We start from the raw sequence: 15688 nt of genomic DNA, 5'->3' as shown, positions 1-15688 counted from the left end.
TCACTGATGCCAGACTTGTGGCTTGCGCCAAATATCTAGTTGTTCGCACTTAGAACGAACGCTTTAAGATCATGTCCGTAACGTTCCGGCTCTTCGAAAAAGGGGCTATGTCCGCTATTCTCATAGAGTTGCAATTTACTGTCAGGGTGAAGATCGCGAACACGTTCCGAGGTGGCAACGCGAACGAGCCTGTCATGCACGCCGTGAGTAAGAAGAATGGGACCGCTATAAGTCTGAAAGATCGGCAGAAGATCGGTGAGTGATGTTTGAATAAAACCTTCATTGACGGCTCGTGCCGTCATGCCATTGATGACAAGCATCTTATCAAACTCTTCTGGCGTAGGCTGTATGTTAAAGCAGCTTGCCAGAAATTCGGCGGTCGCTTTGCTGCGAACAGCAAGGTCACGCGACGTCGCCGTTTCGGAGAACTGACCCGCCAGAGGTGTTAGAAGGTCCGGGGACAGCTTCACCACCGCATCGACAAGGTTGATGCCCGCAATATGCGAACCGCCATATCTATTAAGATATGCGCCGGCGACGTAACCGCCGAGGGACCAGCCGACCAGAACCGGACGGTGTAATTTCGCGCCATCAATCACAGCCTTGATATCATCGGCCCAAAGCTTGGGGTCCGAGTAGCTTTCGGGATCTTCCGGTTTCCCCGAATCCCCGTGTCCCCGAAGGTCAAAACGCACGAGCCGAAAACCTGACAACGTCGGATCGTCAAATTGTTTGTCCCAGCTAAGCCCGCTTTGTCTCAGGCCATGAATGAAGAGAATTTCCGGCGCGGCTGGATTCCCTTTCGCTTCCACCGCAAGCATGGTGCCATCGGAAGATCTTACCGAGAATCTTTCCACAGTGCTGACCTGTCCCGCGGAAACATTGGTTGAGGTCACTGCTTCCGCTGCCACGACATATGGCGAGGCTAGAATCGGTGAGATCAGGATAGCGGCAGCGACGAGCGCTGATCTGAGAGAACTTTTCATAGCACTTCCTATGTTGATTATTGATCACTAAACAACATACCTTGACCGATGCTGTCAATATGTTGTTTAGTGATCGATATGAAACATACACTTGACGATAAGCCGCGCGGCGGCAGGCCCTGGAGTTTTGATCGCGACAAAGCGCTGCATATGGCGATGACTCTCTTCTGGCGTCATGGCTATGAAGGCGTTTCTCTTGCCGATTTGACAAAGGCGATTGGTGTTGCGCCGCCAAGCCTTTATGCCGCGTTCGGAAGCAAGGCTGGTCTCTACAAGTCTGTACTGGACAGATATGAGGCAGGGGCAGGCTATCTTGATGTCGAGATTACCAATTCGGCAGGCGGCTTGCCTGACGCGGTGAAACTACTGTTGGAGGCAGCCGTAGCGATCGCAACAAGACGTGAAAATGAACGTGGATGCATGGTTTCCACGGGCCTCATTACCTGTCATCCCGATAATGACGAACTGGCGCGTGACCTCGCCATGCGACGTGAAAAATCATTGCAGCAGCTCGCCGATGTGCTGGCCCGTTTTGCATGCGGCGAGAAGACGAGGCGCATTGCCCGGCATGTCCTGTCTGTCATGCAGGGGATTTCCATACAAGCCCGCGATGGTGCGACTGTGGAGGAACTTCACGAAATTGTTGATGAAGTTGTATGGGGGCTTAAAGAGCGTTTCGATGCTTGATTGGATCAGCGAAGGGACATGTGTCAATTCGTTCGGTGTAGTGGCGCGCGCGTCACAATGCGCGCACCAACACACATGGCGGTGGTGAAATCTACCTATGGAACCCTTCAGCTTTCAAAGTCGACGCTCGTCGTCACATCTGCCCAAGCCTCGAACTGTGCCTTGAGCGCGTCCAGCCGTTCGATGGCAATTTTGAGAGCAGAGGCTCCAAGGAGCAGCCGAAGCGGCGGTTGTTCGGCGTTGACCGCTTTGATGATGGCTTCTGCAGCCTTTCTTGGATCTCCCGGCTGCAAACCGGAGACGGCACGCGTTGCGGCCCGCCTTTTGCCTGCCGTTTCCGCGTAGTCGTCAATGACGGTCGTTGATTCAAGCATAGACCGGCCTGCCCAATCGGTCCGGAAAGCACCCGGCTCTACGATAAGCACCTTGATGCCAAGCGGCGAAACTTCCTTGAACAATGATTCCGAGAGGGCTTCCACGGCGAATTTGGTGGCGTGATAATATCCAGTTGCCGGAAATGCGACCAATCCACCGAGCGACGAGAAATTGACAATACATCCGCTCCGCCGAGCGCGCATGCCAGGAAGCACGGACTTGGTAACAGCGAGCAATCCAAAGACATTTGTCTCGAACTGTGCTCGTACTCCATCGTCCTCACCTTCCTCGATCGCAGCCAGATAGCCATATCCCGCCGCGTTCACCAGTACATTTATTCGACCAAAGCGCTCTTCGGTCTGTTCAACGACCTGCTTGATCGTTTCGGGGTCGGTCACATCAAGCCTTGCTGCAACAGCATTTTTTGGAAATTTCTCAACAAGATCGTCGAGTGTTGTGATATTTCTTGCCGCGACCACGGCAGTGTTTCCCGCTTCAAGGACTGCCTCGGCAAGAGCGCGTCCCAAACCTGATGATGCTCCCGTGATAAGCCAAACTGACGTTTCTGCTGGCATGGTTTTCTCCTTTGCGTCTTCCGGGATATCGACGATCCCGCTGACAGGGAGATAAGCTAGAAGCAGCGATCCGCTTAGACCTATCATTCCAGAGTTTTGCACAATCCTACCATTCTTGTTACTTTGCCTGTTCGTGAACAGAGGTCCGAAAAAGATGGATGCAGTGCGGCGGCAATTGATCGAGTTGGTGAGTTTCCATTGTAAATCGGACAAGCAGACGACCGTAGTCCCCGGTCTGACGCTGTTTCGCAGCGAACGCCCAACCGCCCCGGTCCGCAGCCTTTACAATCCTCGCCTCTGCGTTGTCTTGCAGGGCAAAAAAGAAATCATAATTGACCGAAACCTTATTGAGATCAGTCCGGAGGAATATCTCGTGGTCGTTCTCGACCTCCCGGTGAGCGCCCGGGTTTCGCAGGCCAGCCCCGGATCACGGCACTATGCGGTAACTCTTGATCTTGATCCGCAAATCATTGCCGAGATTGTCGCTGGTGACAGCGATCAATCATCGCCGATCGCGAAAACGGCAGGTGCTGCGACCTCTGCCGTGACGCGCGATATTCTTGAGCCACTCGAGCGGTTGACGCGGCTTCTGGATCGGCCCGAGGATATAAAAACAATGGCACCTCTCATCTACCGGGAACTCATTTACCGGCTTGTTCAGGGGAGTCTTGGTGACATGATTGTTCAAAGCACAATTGCCACCTCTGGTCTTGCGCGCATTGCACGCACCACTGTCTGGATCAAATCCAATTTTGACAAGGCGCTCTCTATTGCCAATTTGGCTGAGATGGCGGGTATGAGCCAGACATCATATTATCGTGCCTTCAAGTCTGCGACAGCGATGAGCCCACTGCAATTTCGAACGCGCCTGAGGCTGCATGAAGCACGGCGCCAGCTCCAACTCGGTGGCGTTAAAATCGGCACGGTCGCATATGCTGTGGGATATGAGAACCAATCCCAATTCAGCCGGGAATATCGCAAGCTGTTCGGCAATTCGCCAAAAAATGACCTGCATCCACATTAGCCAGACCCTACTCATGCAACTAAGCTGTCGCCTGCTGCAAACAGCTATCACCTGCCTTAATGGTTAATTTGCGTTAACTATAAAGTGCTTGACGCGACTCGGTTCTTTGCGCAGTTTACTTACGGTTTTAAGGGGTATCCTGCGATATAAGCGTTACACGTAAATCTGAATGTTAGTGCCCTTTTACGGCGTTAAACTACCAACCAGCGTTACCCTTTTGGTTTTTCTATCGAATCGGCGCATCTTACCTTGCGCTGATGCGATTCTTTTGAACAGGCGCACAGGATCAATACGTGACTATGATGAACGCGGTACAGACAACACAAACGGATGGTGCGCAAATAGCGGCTGTACCACAGCCATCCGCTGCCTTGACCGCTGACCGGGCTATTGCTGCTGACGCCGAAATGCTGTCGGCACAGCTGCAGGCAATGCGTAACCGGTTGTTTCCACCGACGGCGCAAAAGACACTGCGCAAGTTCACAAGTGGCGAGGCTGCCAAGCTCATTGGTGTTTCAGACGGTTATTTGCGTCAGCTTTCCATCGCAGGAGAGGGCCCGCAGCCTGAAACCGGGGCAAATGGCCGCCGGCTCTATTCGCTCGCTGAAATCAATGCGCTGCGTCATCATCTCGCCGATGCTGGCGGACCAAAGGCGAAAACCTATCTGCCGCATCGCGATCCATCTGCCAATGAACATATGCAGGTGATTGCCGTCACCAACTTCAAAGGCGGTTCCGGCAAGACCACCACCAGCGCGCACCTTGCCCAGCATCTGGCCATGGCAGGTTTTCGTGTGCTTGCGGTCGATCTTGATCCGCAGGCTTCCATGTCAGCCTTGTTTGGCTATCAGCCGGAACTCGATCTGACCGGTAATGACACGCTCTACGGTGCCATTCGCTATGATGGCGAACGGCGGCTGATGCGCGATATTATCCGCAAGACCTATTTTGACGGGCTTGATCTTATTCCGGGCAATCTGGAATTGCAGGAGTTCGAGCATACCACGCCGCAAATGCTTGCTGACCGCCAGCATGGCGCGCAGCAGAGCATCGAACAGCAGCTTTTCTTTGCCCGCGTTCAGGCAGCACTCGATACAATATCGGATGATTACGATGTGGTCGTCATTGATTGCCCGCCGCAGCTGGGCTTTTTGACGCTTTCTGCACTTTGCGCCGCGACATCGGTTCTCGTCACCGTGCATCCCCAGATGCTTGATGTGGCGTCCATGAGCCAGTTCCTGTTTATGACAGCCGATCTTCTGGCCGTTGTGCGGGAAGCAGGCGGTGAACTTAATTTCGATTTCATGCGCTATCTGATTACCCGCTTCGAACCCAATGATGCGCCACAGCAGCAGATTGCCGGCTTTTTGCGCTCCCTGTTCGGTGATCGGGTCCTCACATCGGCTGTTGTCAAATCAACCGCCTTCTCTGATGCGGGCCTGACCAAACAGACCCTTTACGAAGTCTCGCGCGACAGTTTCACCCGAGCCACCTATGACCGGGCGATTGAATCGCTGTCCTCCGTCAACGCTGAAATCCAGAGCCTGATCTTCAAGGCCTGGAACCGGCCTGTGTGAGGTGAGCGATGACTGACAAGAACCGCAGGGATCAACTCAAGGCACTTTTTGGAACGGTGGATACGGCTCCCCAGCCGGAGCCCAAACCGGTCAATCCGGCTCCAGTGGAAGACAATTTACCAGAGCAACCAAAGCAGCGGACAGCTTCTGGTGCTATTAAAGCTATGGGCCTTTCGCTCGGGGGTATCTCGCGTGAGCTTGAGGATGCCCGCAAGATTAGAGAAAGTCTTGAAGGTTCGGAACGGGTCATCGAGATTGATCCCCAGCTTATTGAGTATTCTTTTGTCGAAGATAGGCTGAGCCACAATTTCGGCCTCGATGAGACCTTCCGGGAACTGGTCGAGAGCATCAAGCTGAACGGTCAGCAGGTGCCGATCCTTGTCCGCCCGCATCCGGAGCGGCGCGGCTACTATCAGACCGCCTATGGCCATCGCCGTTTGCGGGCTGCAGCCGAGCTTAAGCTGCCTGTGCAGGCGATTGTCCGTGAACTGAGCGACGCCCAACTTGTGGTGGCGCAGGGCAAGGAGAACGCCGAGCGCCGCGACCTCTCGTTCATCGAGCGTGCGTTCTTTGCCCGCAATCTGATTGACCGGGGGTTTAGCCGCTCGGTCGTGCAGGATGCCCTTGCTCTGCATAAGGCAGAGATGACCCGTTATCTGCAGGTGGTGGACGCCATTCCGAAGCCGATCCTGCAGGCAATCGGGCCTGCGCCCAAGGTGGGTCGGCCGCGCTGGGTTAAATTGGCTGATATGCTGAGAAAGCCCGAAGGGCGCGATGCCGCTCAAAAAGTGGTTCAGCAGGATCATTTCAAGTTGCACGGCAGTGACGGTCGCTTCGATGCGGTGTTTGAGCGGTTGCTGGATCTCAACAAACCGGCTGCCACAAAGGCGGGAAAGACTGATCCTGCTGCTGCAAGGGACATATGCGACGGCAATGGTGATGTCATTGCGCAGCTCCTGAACAACAAAAAGGAGCGATCTATCGGTTTTGCAGACACGGTTCCCGAAGGCTTCGTGGATTTTGTGGCTGGCGAGTTAAACGGGCTTTTGCAGCGCTACAGAAGCGAGCGAAAGGCCTGAACTACGCGTAATCTGGTTTTGTGTAAGCGTTGAACGGAAAGAACAGAGAGAAGGAACAACGGCAAGAAAAAAGGCCCCCAGAACGTTACCGCCCCGGAAGCCCTCTTCAATGTAGCAATTTTAGAGAATCACTTCCTACCTGACTTGTCAAGAGTCGGACGCGTTCCGGCAACACCTTTCCCTTGCCTCAATTTGAGGTAGAGAAAATGACTGATCGTTTTGCAACGACGCCTTTTGGCGGGCGATCGCTGTCCCATGCCATGTTCGCAGTGCAGGAAAAGACAGCCCGTGCCCGTGAAAAGCTGGCGGGTACAGACGCCAATCACCCGGAAAAATGGGCGCTTTTGCGTGAATTAACGCAGGCGCGCGCGGCATTCTTCCTTTCGGATCGTACGATTGCCGTGCTGGAAGCCCTTCTAAGCTTCTATCCGGAGACCCTATTGGACGGAAGCACGCCTGTGGTGGTGTTCCCATCCAATGCGGAACTGTCGATGCGCACGCGTGGCATGTCTTCTGCGACTATTCGCAGGCATCTCGCGGCGCTGGTGGAAGCGGGATTGATCATCCGGCGCGATAGTCCAAATGGCAAACGCTATGCCAGGCGCGGCGAGGGTGGAGAAATCGAACATGCATTCGGTTTTGATCTGTCACCATTGGCGCTGCGCGTTGATGAAATCAGTGAACATGCGGCAGCTGCACGGGATTTGGAGCGGGCTATTCATCGTGTCCGCAGCGAAATCACCATTCATTTGCGTGACGTTTCCAAAACCATTGATGCGGGTCTCAGTGAAGAACGCTCCGGCGATTGGGAAGCCTATGCGGATGAACTGGCAGCCCTTTCGGGGCGCGTGAGCAGGCATCTGCCATTGGAGACGATGAAGGTGAGGCGTGATGCACTTGCCACCCTCCGCAGCAAGGTGGAAAAAGCCTATCTGGATACACTTTCAAACGAAGAAATGAGCGGCACTGACTCCTTTTTTGAGCACCATATTCAGAATTCAAATATAGAATCCCATTTTGAAAGGGCTTCCGAAAAAAGCCAGAAACAAACGGCAGCGCCTGAAACTGAAGATATGCGGAATGCTGAATCCGGAAAGAACAAGACGGAAGCCGGACGCAGCCAGGCAATGTTGAAAATGCGCCAGCGGTTGCTGGATGCCAAACTGAAACGCGGGCAGCACCGGGATGCAATGCCGGGAGAGTTGCCCGCGGGGCAAATGAAGACGGCCGCATTGCCTTTGGGCGCGGTGCTGGAAGCTTGCCCGCAAATTCGCGATTATGCCCGCAATGACATTGCAGATTGGCGCGATCTGATGCAAACGGCGGCTTTGGTCCGCTCGATGCTCGGTATTTCGCCGGATGCATGGGAAAGGGCGCGTGACACCATGGGCGACATCAACGCCTCGATCACGATTGCCGCGATATTGGAGCGCGCAGGGGAAATTCGCTCGCCGGGCGGGTATTTGCGGGTACTCACCGACAGGGCCGAGATTGGTCAGTATTCGGTTGTTCCCGTTATCAAGGCACTGAATGGCGAGGGGCGTGTTTGAAGGCTGCAAAATCAGTACCGAATAGTTCGGAGAGGGTGGCTATCTGCGTTTAATTACGACCTTGAACGTGATTGAGGACGCAAGGGAGAAGAAAGTGGCGCCAAAGTGAGCGTGTTTTAAACAATGTTCAACTTTGGAGATATTGATGAAGTTTCTTTCTCTTATGCTCGGCCTGTTTTGGAGCGTAACCGCTACCGCTACGGTTTTAGCGGATGGCCATATTGGTGTGACACAGATGACTATTGCGTCGCTGGAGCGTGGAAGAAATCTTTCCGTCACGATTTGGTACCCTGCTACTGAAGGTGGCCAAGAAATATTATTGGCGGAAAGCAAGTTGTTTGAAGGAACCAGAGCTTTTCGTGACGCGCCGATCGCTGGTGGTCGATATCCGCTTATCGTCGTTTCTCATGGATCGGGTGGACGTATTGAGGATCTGGGATGGATTGCTTCCCACCTCGCCGAGGCCGGATTTATCGTTGCCGGGCCAAATCATCCGGGCACTATGAGCCGGGATTCGACACCTGCGGATACACCTAAACTTTGGGAACGTACAAACGATTTGTCAGAGGTCGTAAGCGCGTTAACCGCCGCAGGGCAATGGAGCGGTTCTATAGTTAAGGAGCGCGTTGGAGTGCTTGGTTTTTCACTTGGTGGGGCGGCGGCTATGGAACTTTCAGGCGCCAGAGCTAATCTTGAAGCCTATGCCCGGTACTGCGACACTTATAAAACGATGTCGGATTGTACTTGGTATGCTGGTGGCAAGGGTTATGTGAACGGCGAAGCAGTTTCTACGGAAGTTGTTGACTTGCGGAAGATTGACAAAGTGCGTTTCGAGCAATCCAACCTTGACCCGCGTATCAAATCAGCGGTGCTCATTGATCCTGCGTTGGCACAAGCTTATGATGTAGAAAGCTTGAAGAAGATAGGCATACCGACGCATTTCATAAATTTGGGCAGGGTGGGGGGTGTTCCAGTTGCCGTTGCCGCGCAAAAGCTGTCCGAACTAACGCCCAATAGTGAACTGATCAACGTGGATGATGCTGTTCATTTCAGCTTTCTTGCTAATTGCAGGAGCGGTGGCCCTCAACTGCTGAAATCTATCGGTGAAACGGACGCCCTTTGCGACGATGGAGGCGGCAGGTCTCGAACTGATATCCATGCCGAGTTGGGCGAGATCATAGCTGAGGCTTTCGCTCGAACCTTAAAGGACGTGCGGTAAAGATTCATAAACAGCTCAATATAAGTGAGCAGAGGCGTTGAAATGCCTCTACTCTTTATAGGTCTCTATAGAAACCAAGCTCTAATTAGCGCGAAGTCAGATCATCAGGCAGATCACGGTTGTGAAACTCTTTGAACACAGTCCGCAATGTGCCATTGGCAAAGTTGGTTTTTACCCAGTTGTTCAGCCAATCCTGCAAAGGCTTTTCTCCCTTCGGAAGGGCGATGCCGAGATTGGTTTCCTTCTGGGTAAACTTCAGTTCAAGCGGGTTGCCTGTGCGTTTTTTATTGAGACCGCCAAGCACGGCCGACTGGCTGGAGATAATGTCGACCTGGCCGGATACGGCGGCGGTAATCAGTGTTGCGTCGTCTTCGAAGCGCACGATTTGCGCGCCGGGCGCGTTCTGGGTGATGTCCATGTCGTTGGTGGTCGCGCGGGTAACGCCAATGCGCTTACCGGCAAGATCGGCGTAGTTTTTGATCTCGACGGTTTTGGGCGCGGCAACAATGAGGCTGAGTGTTGCATAGGGTACGGAGTAATCGATGGCCTTCTTGCGCTCGTCCGTAATGCCGAGGGCGGAGACGAGCAAATCGGCTTTTCCGGTCTGAACGGTCGGAACACGGGCGGCGTTGGTGATCTCGATCAGTTCCAGTTTCACGCCAAGATCTTTGGCAATGAGGCGCGCGGTCTCGACATCGGAGCCGGTCGCCTTCAGATCGCCGTCGACATAGGAATATTCAGGGCTGCCCATGGCGACAGCAATGCGGACTTTGCCGGATTTCTTAATGTTTTCAAGGATATCCGCCTGCGCCGCGGTTGCGACTATCATGAGTGCCGCTGTAGCAGCGACGGCAACTTTCATTATGGTTTTCATGTTCTCTCTCCCAGTTGATTTCAGTCTCGCCGGACAAGCCGGGTTGATGTCAGAGGCCGTTCGCCAGAAAGTCCTTCAGTTCCTGGGTTTCAGGCCGCACGAGCATGTCACCAGTACCGGTCTCCCAGACCCGGCCGGTGTTCATGTAGATGACGCGGTTTGCGACCTTGCGCGCGAAAGCCATTTCGTGGGTAACAACGATCATGGTCATTCCGCCCTTGGCGAGATCCTCCATCACGCGCAGAACTTCGCCGGTCAGCTGTGGATCGAGTGCGGATGTGACCTCGTCAAACAACATTACTTTGGGTTGCATGGCGAGTGAGCGGGCAATGGCTACACGTTGCTGCTGCCCGCCGGATAGTTGTTCGGGGTAGGCGTCGATTTTCTGAAGTAATCCGACCTTTGCCAAGACTGATTTTGCTGTCTCCATGGCCTCGGCGCGGCCGACATTCTTGACGCGGCGCAACGCCAGCATGATGTTTTCAGCCACATTCATATGCGGAAACAGATTGTAGCTCTGAAATACCATCCCAACATCTTGACGCAGGGCACGAATGCTCAGATCGGGTGACTCTACGCGATGACCACACACTTCAATCGACCCGCCCTGAATTGTCTCAAGCCGGTTGATGCAGCGCAGGGCAGTGCTTTTCCCCGAACCCGACTGGCCGATGAGTGCCACCACTTCCCCCGGTGCGACATCGAAAGAGACCCCCTTGAGAACCTCGACGGTACCGAAACGCTTGATGACTTCGTGGAGTTTAACGGCGGCCGACATTCAGTTTCCTCTCGAGAGAACGGCTCCAGACCGAAAGCGGATAGCAGACGCAAAAATAGAAGGCGGCAGCGATGCCAAAGATGAGAAATGGCTGGAACAGCGAATTATTGATGACCTGCGCCGCACGGGTAAGCTCAACAAAGCCGACAACCGACGCAAGTGAGGTGTTTTTGACGAGCTGCACCATGAAACCGACCGTTGGCGGGGTGGCGATGCGCAGGGCTTGCGGCAAAATTACGTCTGTCAGCACCTGCCAGCGCGTCAGGGCGAGGCATTCGGCAGCTTCAAACTGGGTTCGCGGCACGGATTCAACGCAACCATGCCAAATTTCACCAAGATAAGCGCTGGAATAGATCATCATGCCAACACCAGCAGCCATGAGGGGCGGCAGTTCGATGCCGATGACGCCGAGGCCGAAATAAATGACAAACATCAGGATTAAGAGGGGTGTTCCCTGAATAATCTGAACATAAACAAGGGATAGGCGCCGCAGCCATCGCATGGTTGAGGTGCGGGCGAGCATGACAAAGAATCCCGCAATGCCACCCAATGCGAAGGCGAGGGCGGAAAGGACGACTGTCCAGACGAGCCCGTTCAGCAAATAAAAGAGATGATTTGTGGTGAAACCGTCGGTCATGGCTGGTTCCTCACAATGGTGTGCCGAGCTTGCGGCGGCGTGGGAAAATGGCGAGCGCAATCGCATAAAACCCGAAGCGGAGCAGATAGGTGATCATCAGATAGATCACGGCGATGACGATATAGGTTTCGAACGAGCGGAAGGTGTAGGACTGGATATTGTTGGCAACGCCGGTCAGCTCCTCCGCAGAAATCTGCGAGGTGATCGATGTCGATAGCATCATCAGGATGAATTGGCTGGTCAGGGCGGGATAAACCCGCTCGATCGACGGCATCAGGATGATGTCGCGATAGATCTGGAAACGGGAGAGGCCAAGTGCTTCCGCCGCTTCAATCTGGCTGGGATGCACGGCTTCCATGCCCGCGCGGACGATTTCGGCGGTATAGGCCCCGACATTGATGACCATGGCGAAGACCGAGGCGAAAAACACCGGCATGGTCAGGCCCATGGAGGACAATCCGAAGAATATGAAGAATATCTGCACGATAAACGGCGTATTACGCACGGTTTCGATGTAAATGCCGACGAGGAAACGCAGCCATGGATAGGCGCTGCGCCGGGCAATTGCACAAAGAACGCCGATGACGAGCCCGATGGCCACCGCGACGATGGTCATCTGGATTGTTGTGATCGCGCCCTGAAGAAAGCTTTGCCAGTAGGGCAGGAGCGCCTCAAAATCAAACTGGTAATTCATGGCGCTTTTCCCACTTATCGTGCCAGCCAGCCGCCATCGACGGGCAGAACTGTTCCATGCACATAGTCGGAGGCTCGGGACGCCAGAAAAACCGCGGCGCCACCAATATCCGAGGGATCACCCCAGCGACCAGCTGGAATGCGAGCCAGAATCTGGGAGCTTCGGTCTTGATCTTCCCTCAAGGCTGTTGTGTTGTTGGTGACGAAATAGCCGGGGGCGATAGCATTGACGTTGACGCCTTTTGCAGCCCATTCGCATGCCAAAAGTCTGGTAATTCCGGCAAGCCCGCTCTTCGAAGCCGTATAGGAAGGGATACGGATGCCGCCTTGAAATGACAGCAGCGAGGCAATGTTGATGATCTTGCCCTGTCCCGATGCAATCATATGTTTTCCGGCTGCCTGAGACAGAAAGAACGCCGATTTGAGATTGGTGTCGATAACCGCGTCCCAATCTTCCTCGGTGAAATCAACCGCATCATTGCGCCTGATAATACCGGCATTATTGACAAGGATGTCGAGGCCGCCAAAGGTTTTCAGCGTTTCCTCAACGATGGATGCCATGGGGGCAATGGTCGCAAGATCAGCTCTTATTGCGTGGAATTGAGCCCCGGTTGCTTCAACCAGAGCGCGCGTTTCATCCATTGATGACCGACCAACGGCGGCAATGGATGCCCCGGCTTGTGCAAGCGCCAGTGCAATGCCCTGTCCGATGCCCGTATTGGCGCCGGTAACAATGGCAATTTTATCTGTCAGATCAAAGAGTTGTGCCAATTTATTCACCGTAGGGAACTGATCGGGATATGATCCATATCCGTAAAGCTCTTATTGTCACCGCCCATCGCCCAGATGAAGGCATAGTTCGCGGTGCCAACGCCCGAATGAATGGACCAGCCGGGGGAAATGATCGCCTGTTCATTGGCAACGACCAGATGGCGCGTCTCGGAAGGATCACCCATCATGTGGAAAATTCGCTGATCGCTTGGCACGTCGAAATAAAGATAGGCTTCGGAACGCCGGTCATGGGTGTGGGAAGGCATGGTGTTCCACATATTGCCGGGTTCCAGCTGGGTCAGGCCCATGACAAGCTGGCAGCTGTCGCATACGTCAGGGTGAATATACTGGAATATGGTGCGCTTGTTCGATGTCAGCTGATCGCCCAGCTTCACCTGTTTGGCCCGATCAGGCTTGATGAGCGTGCTTGGATGGGCAGCGTGGGCAGGTGTCGACAGAAGATAGAATTTTGCCGGGTTTGCTGTATCGGTGCTCTCGAATATGACGTTGACCACACCTTTGCCGATATAGAGACAATCTCTGGATGCGAGTTCATGCACAGCGCCGTCCAAGGAAATGCGACCCGCACCCCCAATGTTGATAACGCCCAGTTCGCGCTGCGCAAGAAAGAACTCCTGTCCGATTGCCGTTGGCGCGCTCAAAGTCAAAGGCTTGGTTGCGGGCAGGGCGCCGCCAATGACAAGGCGGTCGATATGGCTATAGGTAAGGACGATTTCATCCGTTTCGAAAATGCTTTCAATCAGAAAGTGACGGCGCAAATCATCTGTGCCATAGGCGCGGACCGCGTCGGGGTGGGAAACCTGTCTGACTTCGATTTTCATGTCTTACCTTTATTCTGTTCTGTAAATTGTGCCCGTGAACGGGCTATACATCGTCGATGAAGTAACTCGGATTGACGTTGCGCATTTCTTTCACTTCGTTGAGCATTTGGCCGAGATGGAAGCCCATCGCCTCGATAGCGTGGGCGGTGTCGTGTCGGCGGATGCCGTCGAGAATGGCTTCATGTTCGTCAATCACACGGGTCAAGCGTCCGCGCTGCGGCAGAGTCAGTCGCCGATAGCGATCGATCTGCATCTTTACCTGCTGGATGACATTCCAGATGCCAGGAAACCCCGCTATCGCATTGATTTGAAGATGAAAACTTGTATCGGCTTGGTGAAACAGTTCATTGTCACTTACAGCCTCGGCCAGAGCGAGATCAGTAATGCTGGCTTCAAGGCGCTTGATATCAGCGGCATTTGCCTGTTCAGCCGCCAGCTTCACAGTTGTCTCCTCAAGCGATTTGCGGATGAGGATGGCTTCGTAAAGCGCGCGCCGCGGGATGCGGGAGACAAAGGTTCCTGACTGCGGAAAAATGTCGATCAGCCCATCATCGGCCAGACGCAGCACCGCCTGATGAACGGGCGTGCGGCTGACACCGAAATGTGCCGCAATCTCCTTCTCGGAAATAGGCTCCATCGGCTTGCGCCGCAGGGAAATAATCTCTTCCAGCAGTTCTTTATAAATGTGTGTCGCTGCGCGCGGTGTCGCGGCGCGTTGCTGCACATAGGCTGTTTGAGATGAGGAAAGGGGATGCGTCCGGTCACGCTTCCTGTCGGTATCATTGGTTTTTTCGTCATCTGTGAGCATGCCGGTTGTCCTTTGGTTCTGCAGTGGTTGAGCACCGCCTTCTGGCAATTCTGTTCCACTCGTATTGAGCGGTTTCTCACAGCTTTTCGCAAGTCACGATCGCGAGTGAAATATAAATATTCTAATATTTCAGTTTTGACAAGCGGCTTCGATTTGGTTTTGCACAGGAGAGCGCGACACCCGGAAAAAGGTGGCGAGAGAGAAGGGATATTCAGCAAATGCGCGCGCCGAAGCCTGCGTTTAGCCGGGTTCGACAAGGAAGTATTCGACCCACCGGGCACATAATGACAGGTTCCCGCTTGACGAAATCACGGATAGCCCTTTCGGGAAGCTGTTGATATCGGCAACCAATGTTTTGCTCTAGTGGCCTGAATAAAGACAGCTGCGCGGCTATCACCGATGTTGCTGTCACCCTCTTAGGACGATAGCACCGGCAATACCGAGCAGAACAAGTGCCGAAATACCGTCTAGGGCCATTCGGAGCCTTATGCTCTGAAAGCGCTTTGCTGCACTGGAAGCCGCAAACGCATATGCAAGGAGAACGGGTAATTCTACGATGATTGAGATTATGCAAAGTACGACAAACTGTGGTGTTGCACTTTGCGAAGGATCTATGAATTGGGGAATGATCGAAAGGAAAATGATGATTGTCTTTATGCTGGAAGCTTGTACAGCTATGGCCGAGAAAAGCGCGTCGGTTAGTCCTAAGCCCCGAATGTCCTTATTTTCAGGCACAATTATCTGATCTTTGTAGCCCGCCGAGTGCATCTCTCGTGCAATACCAATAGCGCTCCACGTTAAATAGGCTGCCCCACCATATTTGAGGGTTGCAAATGCAACTGGCGCAGCCGCAAGGGCCGCGCCAACACCAAAAGCTGACAACAAAAAATAGAGTATATTGACAGCAATAACTCCGATGGCTGCAACCGCTCCTACCCAAAATCCTTTTCTCATCGATTTGGAGATGACAAGGAAAACCGCCGGTCCTGGTGCCAGGCTGAAGACCAATTCGACCAGCGCAAAAGCAAATAATTTCTCATACATGAATGGTAAACTTTCGAGGGTATCTGGCCCCGGAGTACAGTTCAAGGTCAGTGTTTGAGCCTATGTCTGCTCTTTCAGGCGGCGCTAATCTCAGGAGAATAAATCGCCTCCATCGTCTCATGCGAGATACTAGTATCCGTCATGTCCGACAACGAGGCATAGGTGAAAA

The 15688-nt window shown here is 53.7% G+C and carries 16 protein-coding genes; 6 read left to right on the top strand and 10 right to left on the bottom strand.

Translation table 11 applies throughout. The features are described 5' to 3' along the window. Window positions 1-35 precede the first annotated feature (35 nt). The gene (locus tag FHW17_RS14580) at window positions 36-986 is read right to left on the bottom strand and encodes an alpha/beta hydrolase (RefSeq protein WP_182510180.1); all 951 of its coding nucleotides are present in this window, start codon (window positions 984-986) and stop codon (window positions 36-38) included. A 78-nt stretch (window positions 987-1064) separates the two neighbouring features. Here FHW17_RS14580 and FHW17_RS14575 point away from each other — a divergent pair, with 78 nt between their 5' ends. Continuing rightward, window positions 1065-1673 carry a TetR/AcrR family transcriptional regulator gene (locus tag FHW17_RS14575; RefSeq protein ID WP_112528003.1) on the top strand — a complete coding sequence of 203 codons (609 nt, stop codon included), beginning with the start codon at window positions 1065-1067 and terminating at the stop codon, window positions 1671-1673. Between the two features lie 107 nt (window positions 1674-1780). Here FHW17_RS14575 and FHW17_RS14570 read toward each other — a convergent pair whose 3' ends face one another. Then, on the bottom strand, window positions 1781-2623 hold the full coding sequence (locus FHW17_RS14570; RefSeq protein WP_182510179.1) for an oxidoreductase: 843 nt from the start codon (window positions 2621-2623) through the stop codon (window positions 1781-1783). A gap of 154 nt (window positions 2624-2777) precedes the next feature. Here FHW17_RS14570 and FHW17_RS14565 point away from each other — a divergent pair, with 154 nt between their 5' ends. The 5 genes from FHW17_RS14565 to FHW17_RS14545 all read left to right on the top strand — a co-directional run bounded on the left by FHW17_RS14565 (window position 2778) and on the right by FHW17_RS14545 (window position 9072). Then, on the top strand, window positions 2778-3647 hold the full coding sequence (locus tag FHW17_RS14565) for an AraC family transcriptional regulator (protein WP_112527959.1): 870 nt from the start codon (window positions 2778-2780) through the stop codon (window positions 3645-3647). Window positions 3648-3949: 302 nt separating this feature from the next. Continuing rightward, complete coding sequence (repA, locus tag FHW17_RS14560) at window positions 3950-5224, top strand: plasmid partitioning protein RepA (protein ID WP_227989262.1); 1275 nt, start codon at window positions 3950-3952, stop codon at window positions 5222-5224. Between the two features lie 8 nt (window positions 5225-5232). Continuing rightward, the gene (repB, locus tag FHW17_RS14555) at window positions 5233-6303 is read left to right on the top strand and encodes a plasmid partitioning protein RepB (protein ID WP_112527956.1); all 1071 of its coding nucleotides are present in this window, start codon (window positions 5233-5235) and stop codon (window positions 6301-6303) included. 206 nt (window positions 6304-6509) lie between these two features. Further along, window positions 6510-7853 (top strand): plasmid replication protein RepC, encoded by a 1344-nt coding sequence (repC, locus tag FHW17_RS14550; RefSeq protein ID WP_112527954.1) that lies wholly within the window; start codon window positions 6510-6512, stop codon window positions 7851-7853. A gap of 145 nt (window positions 7854-7998) precedes the next feature. Beyond that, window positions 7999-9072 (top strand): dienelactone hydrolase family protein, encoded by a 1074-nt coding sequence (locus tag FHW17_RS14545; protein ID WP_112527952.1) that lies wholly within the window; start codon window positions 7999-8001, stop codon window positions 9070-9072. Window positions 9073-9157: 85 nt separating this feature from the next. On the opposite strand, the gene FHW17_RS14540 is transcribed toward FHW17_RS14545, so the two are convergent. From FHW17_RS14540 to FHW17_RS14505, 8 genes are all read right to left on the bottom strand, one after another. Beyond that, the gene (locus FHW17_RS14540; RefSeq protein ID WP_112527950.1) at window positions 9158-9946 is read right to left on the bottom strand and encodes a transporter substrate-binding domain-containing protein; all 789 of its coding nucleotides are present in this window, start codon (window positions 9944-9946) and stop codon (window positions 9158-9160) included. 49 nt (window positions 9947-9995) lie between these two features. Beyond that, a complete protein-coding gene (locus FHW17_RS14535) occupies window positions 9996-10724 on the bottom strand; it encodes an amino acid ABC transporter ATP-binding protein (protein WP_112527948.1) in 729 nt (242 codons plus the stop codon). After that, the gene (locus FHW17_RS14530) at window positions 10708-11361 is read right to left on the bottom strand and encodes an amino acid ABC transporter permease (protein ID WP_182510178.1); all 654 of its coding nucleotides are present in this window, start codon (window positions 11359-11361) and stop codon (window positions 10708-10710) included. The genes FHW17_RS14535 and FHW17_RS14530 overlap by 17 nt, the downstream gene beginning before the upstream one ends. 10 nt (window positions 11362-11371) lie before the next feature. Further along, entirely contained in the window at window positions 11372-12055 is a 684-nt protein-coding gene (locus tag FHW17_RS14525; protein WP_091886614.1) for an amino acid ABC transporter permease, read from the bottom strand. Window positions 12056-12069: 14 nt separating this feature from the next. Beyond that, window positions 12070-12834, bottom strand: coding sequence for a 2-dehydro-3-deoxy-D-gluconate 5-dehydrogenase KduD (gene kduD, locus FHW17_RS14520; RefSeq protein WP_182510177.1), 765 nt, complete (start codon window positions 12832-12834; stop codon window positions 12070-12072). After that, window positions 12831-13667, bottom strand: a complete 837-nt coding sequence (kduI, locus tag FHW17_RS14515) for a 5-dehydro-4-deoxy-D-glucuronate isomerase (RefSeq protein WP_182510176.1) — start codon at window positions 13665-13667, stop codon at window positions 12831-12833. Before kduI ends, kduD begins: the two co-directional genes overlap by 4 nt. A gap of 43 nt (window positions 13668-13710) precedes the next feature. Beyond that, a complete protein-coding gene (locus FHW17_RS14510) occupies window positions 13711-14475 on the bottom strand; it encodes a GntR family transcriptional regulator (protein ID WP_112527944.1) in 765 nt (254 codons plus the stop codon). Between the two features lie 408 nt (window positions 14476-14883). Then, complete coding sequence (locus FHW17_RS14505; RefSeq protein WP_112527942.1) at window positions 14884-15519, bottom strand: LysE family translocator; 636 nt, start codon at window positions 15517-15519, stop codon at window positions 14884-14886. Between the last annotated feature and the right edge of the window lie 169 nt (window positions 15520-15688).

It is taken from the genome of Phyllobacterium sp. P30BS-XVII, from assembly GCF_014138335.1.
Classification (GTDB): domain Bacteria; phylum Pseudomonadota; class Alphaproteobacteria; order Rhizobiales; family Rhizobiaceae; genus Phyllobacterium; species Phyllobacterium meliloti.
The sequence above is the reverse complement of the archived record's forward strand: the minus strand, read 5'-3'. Positions and strand labels throughout refer to the sequence as shown.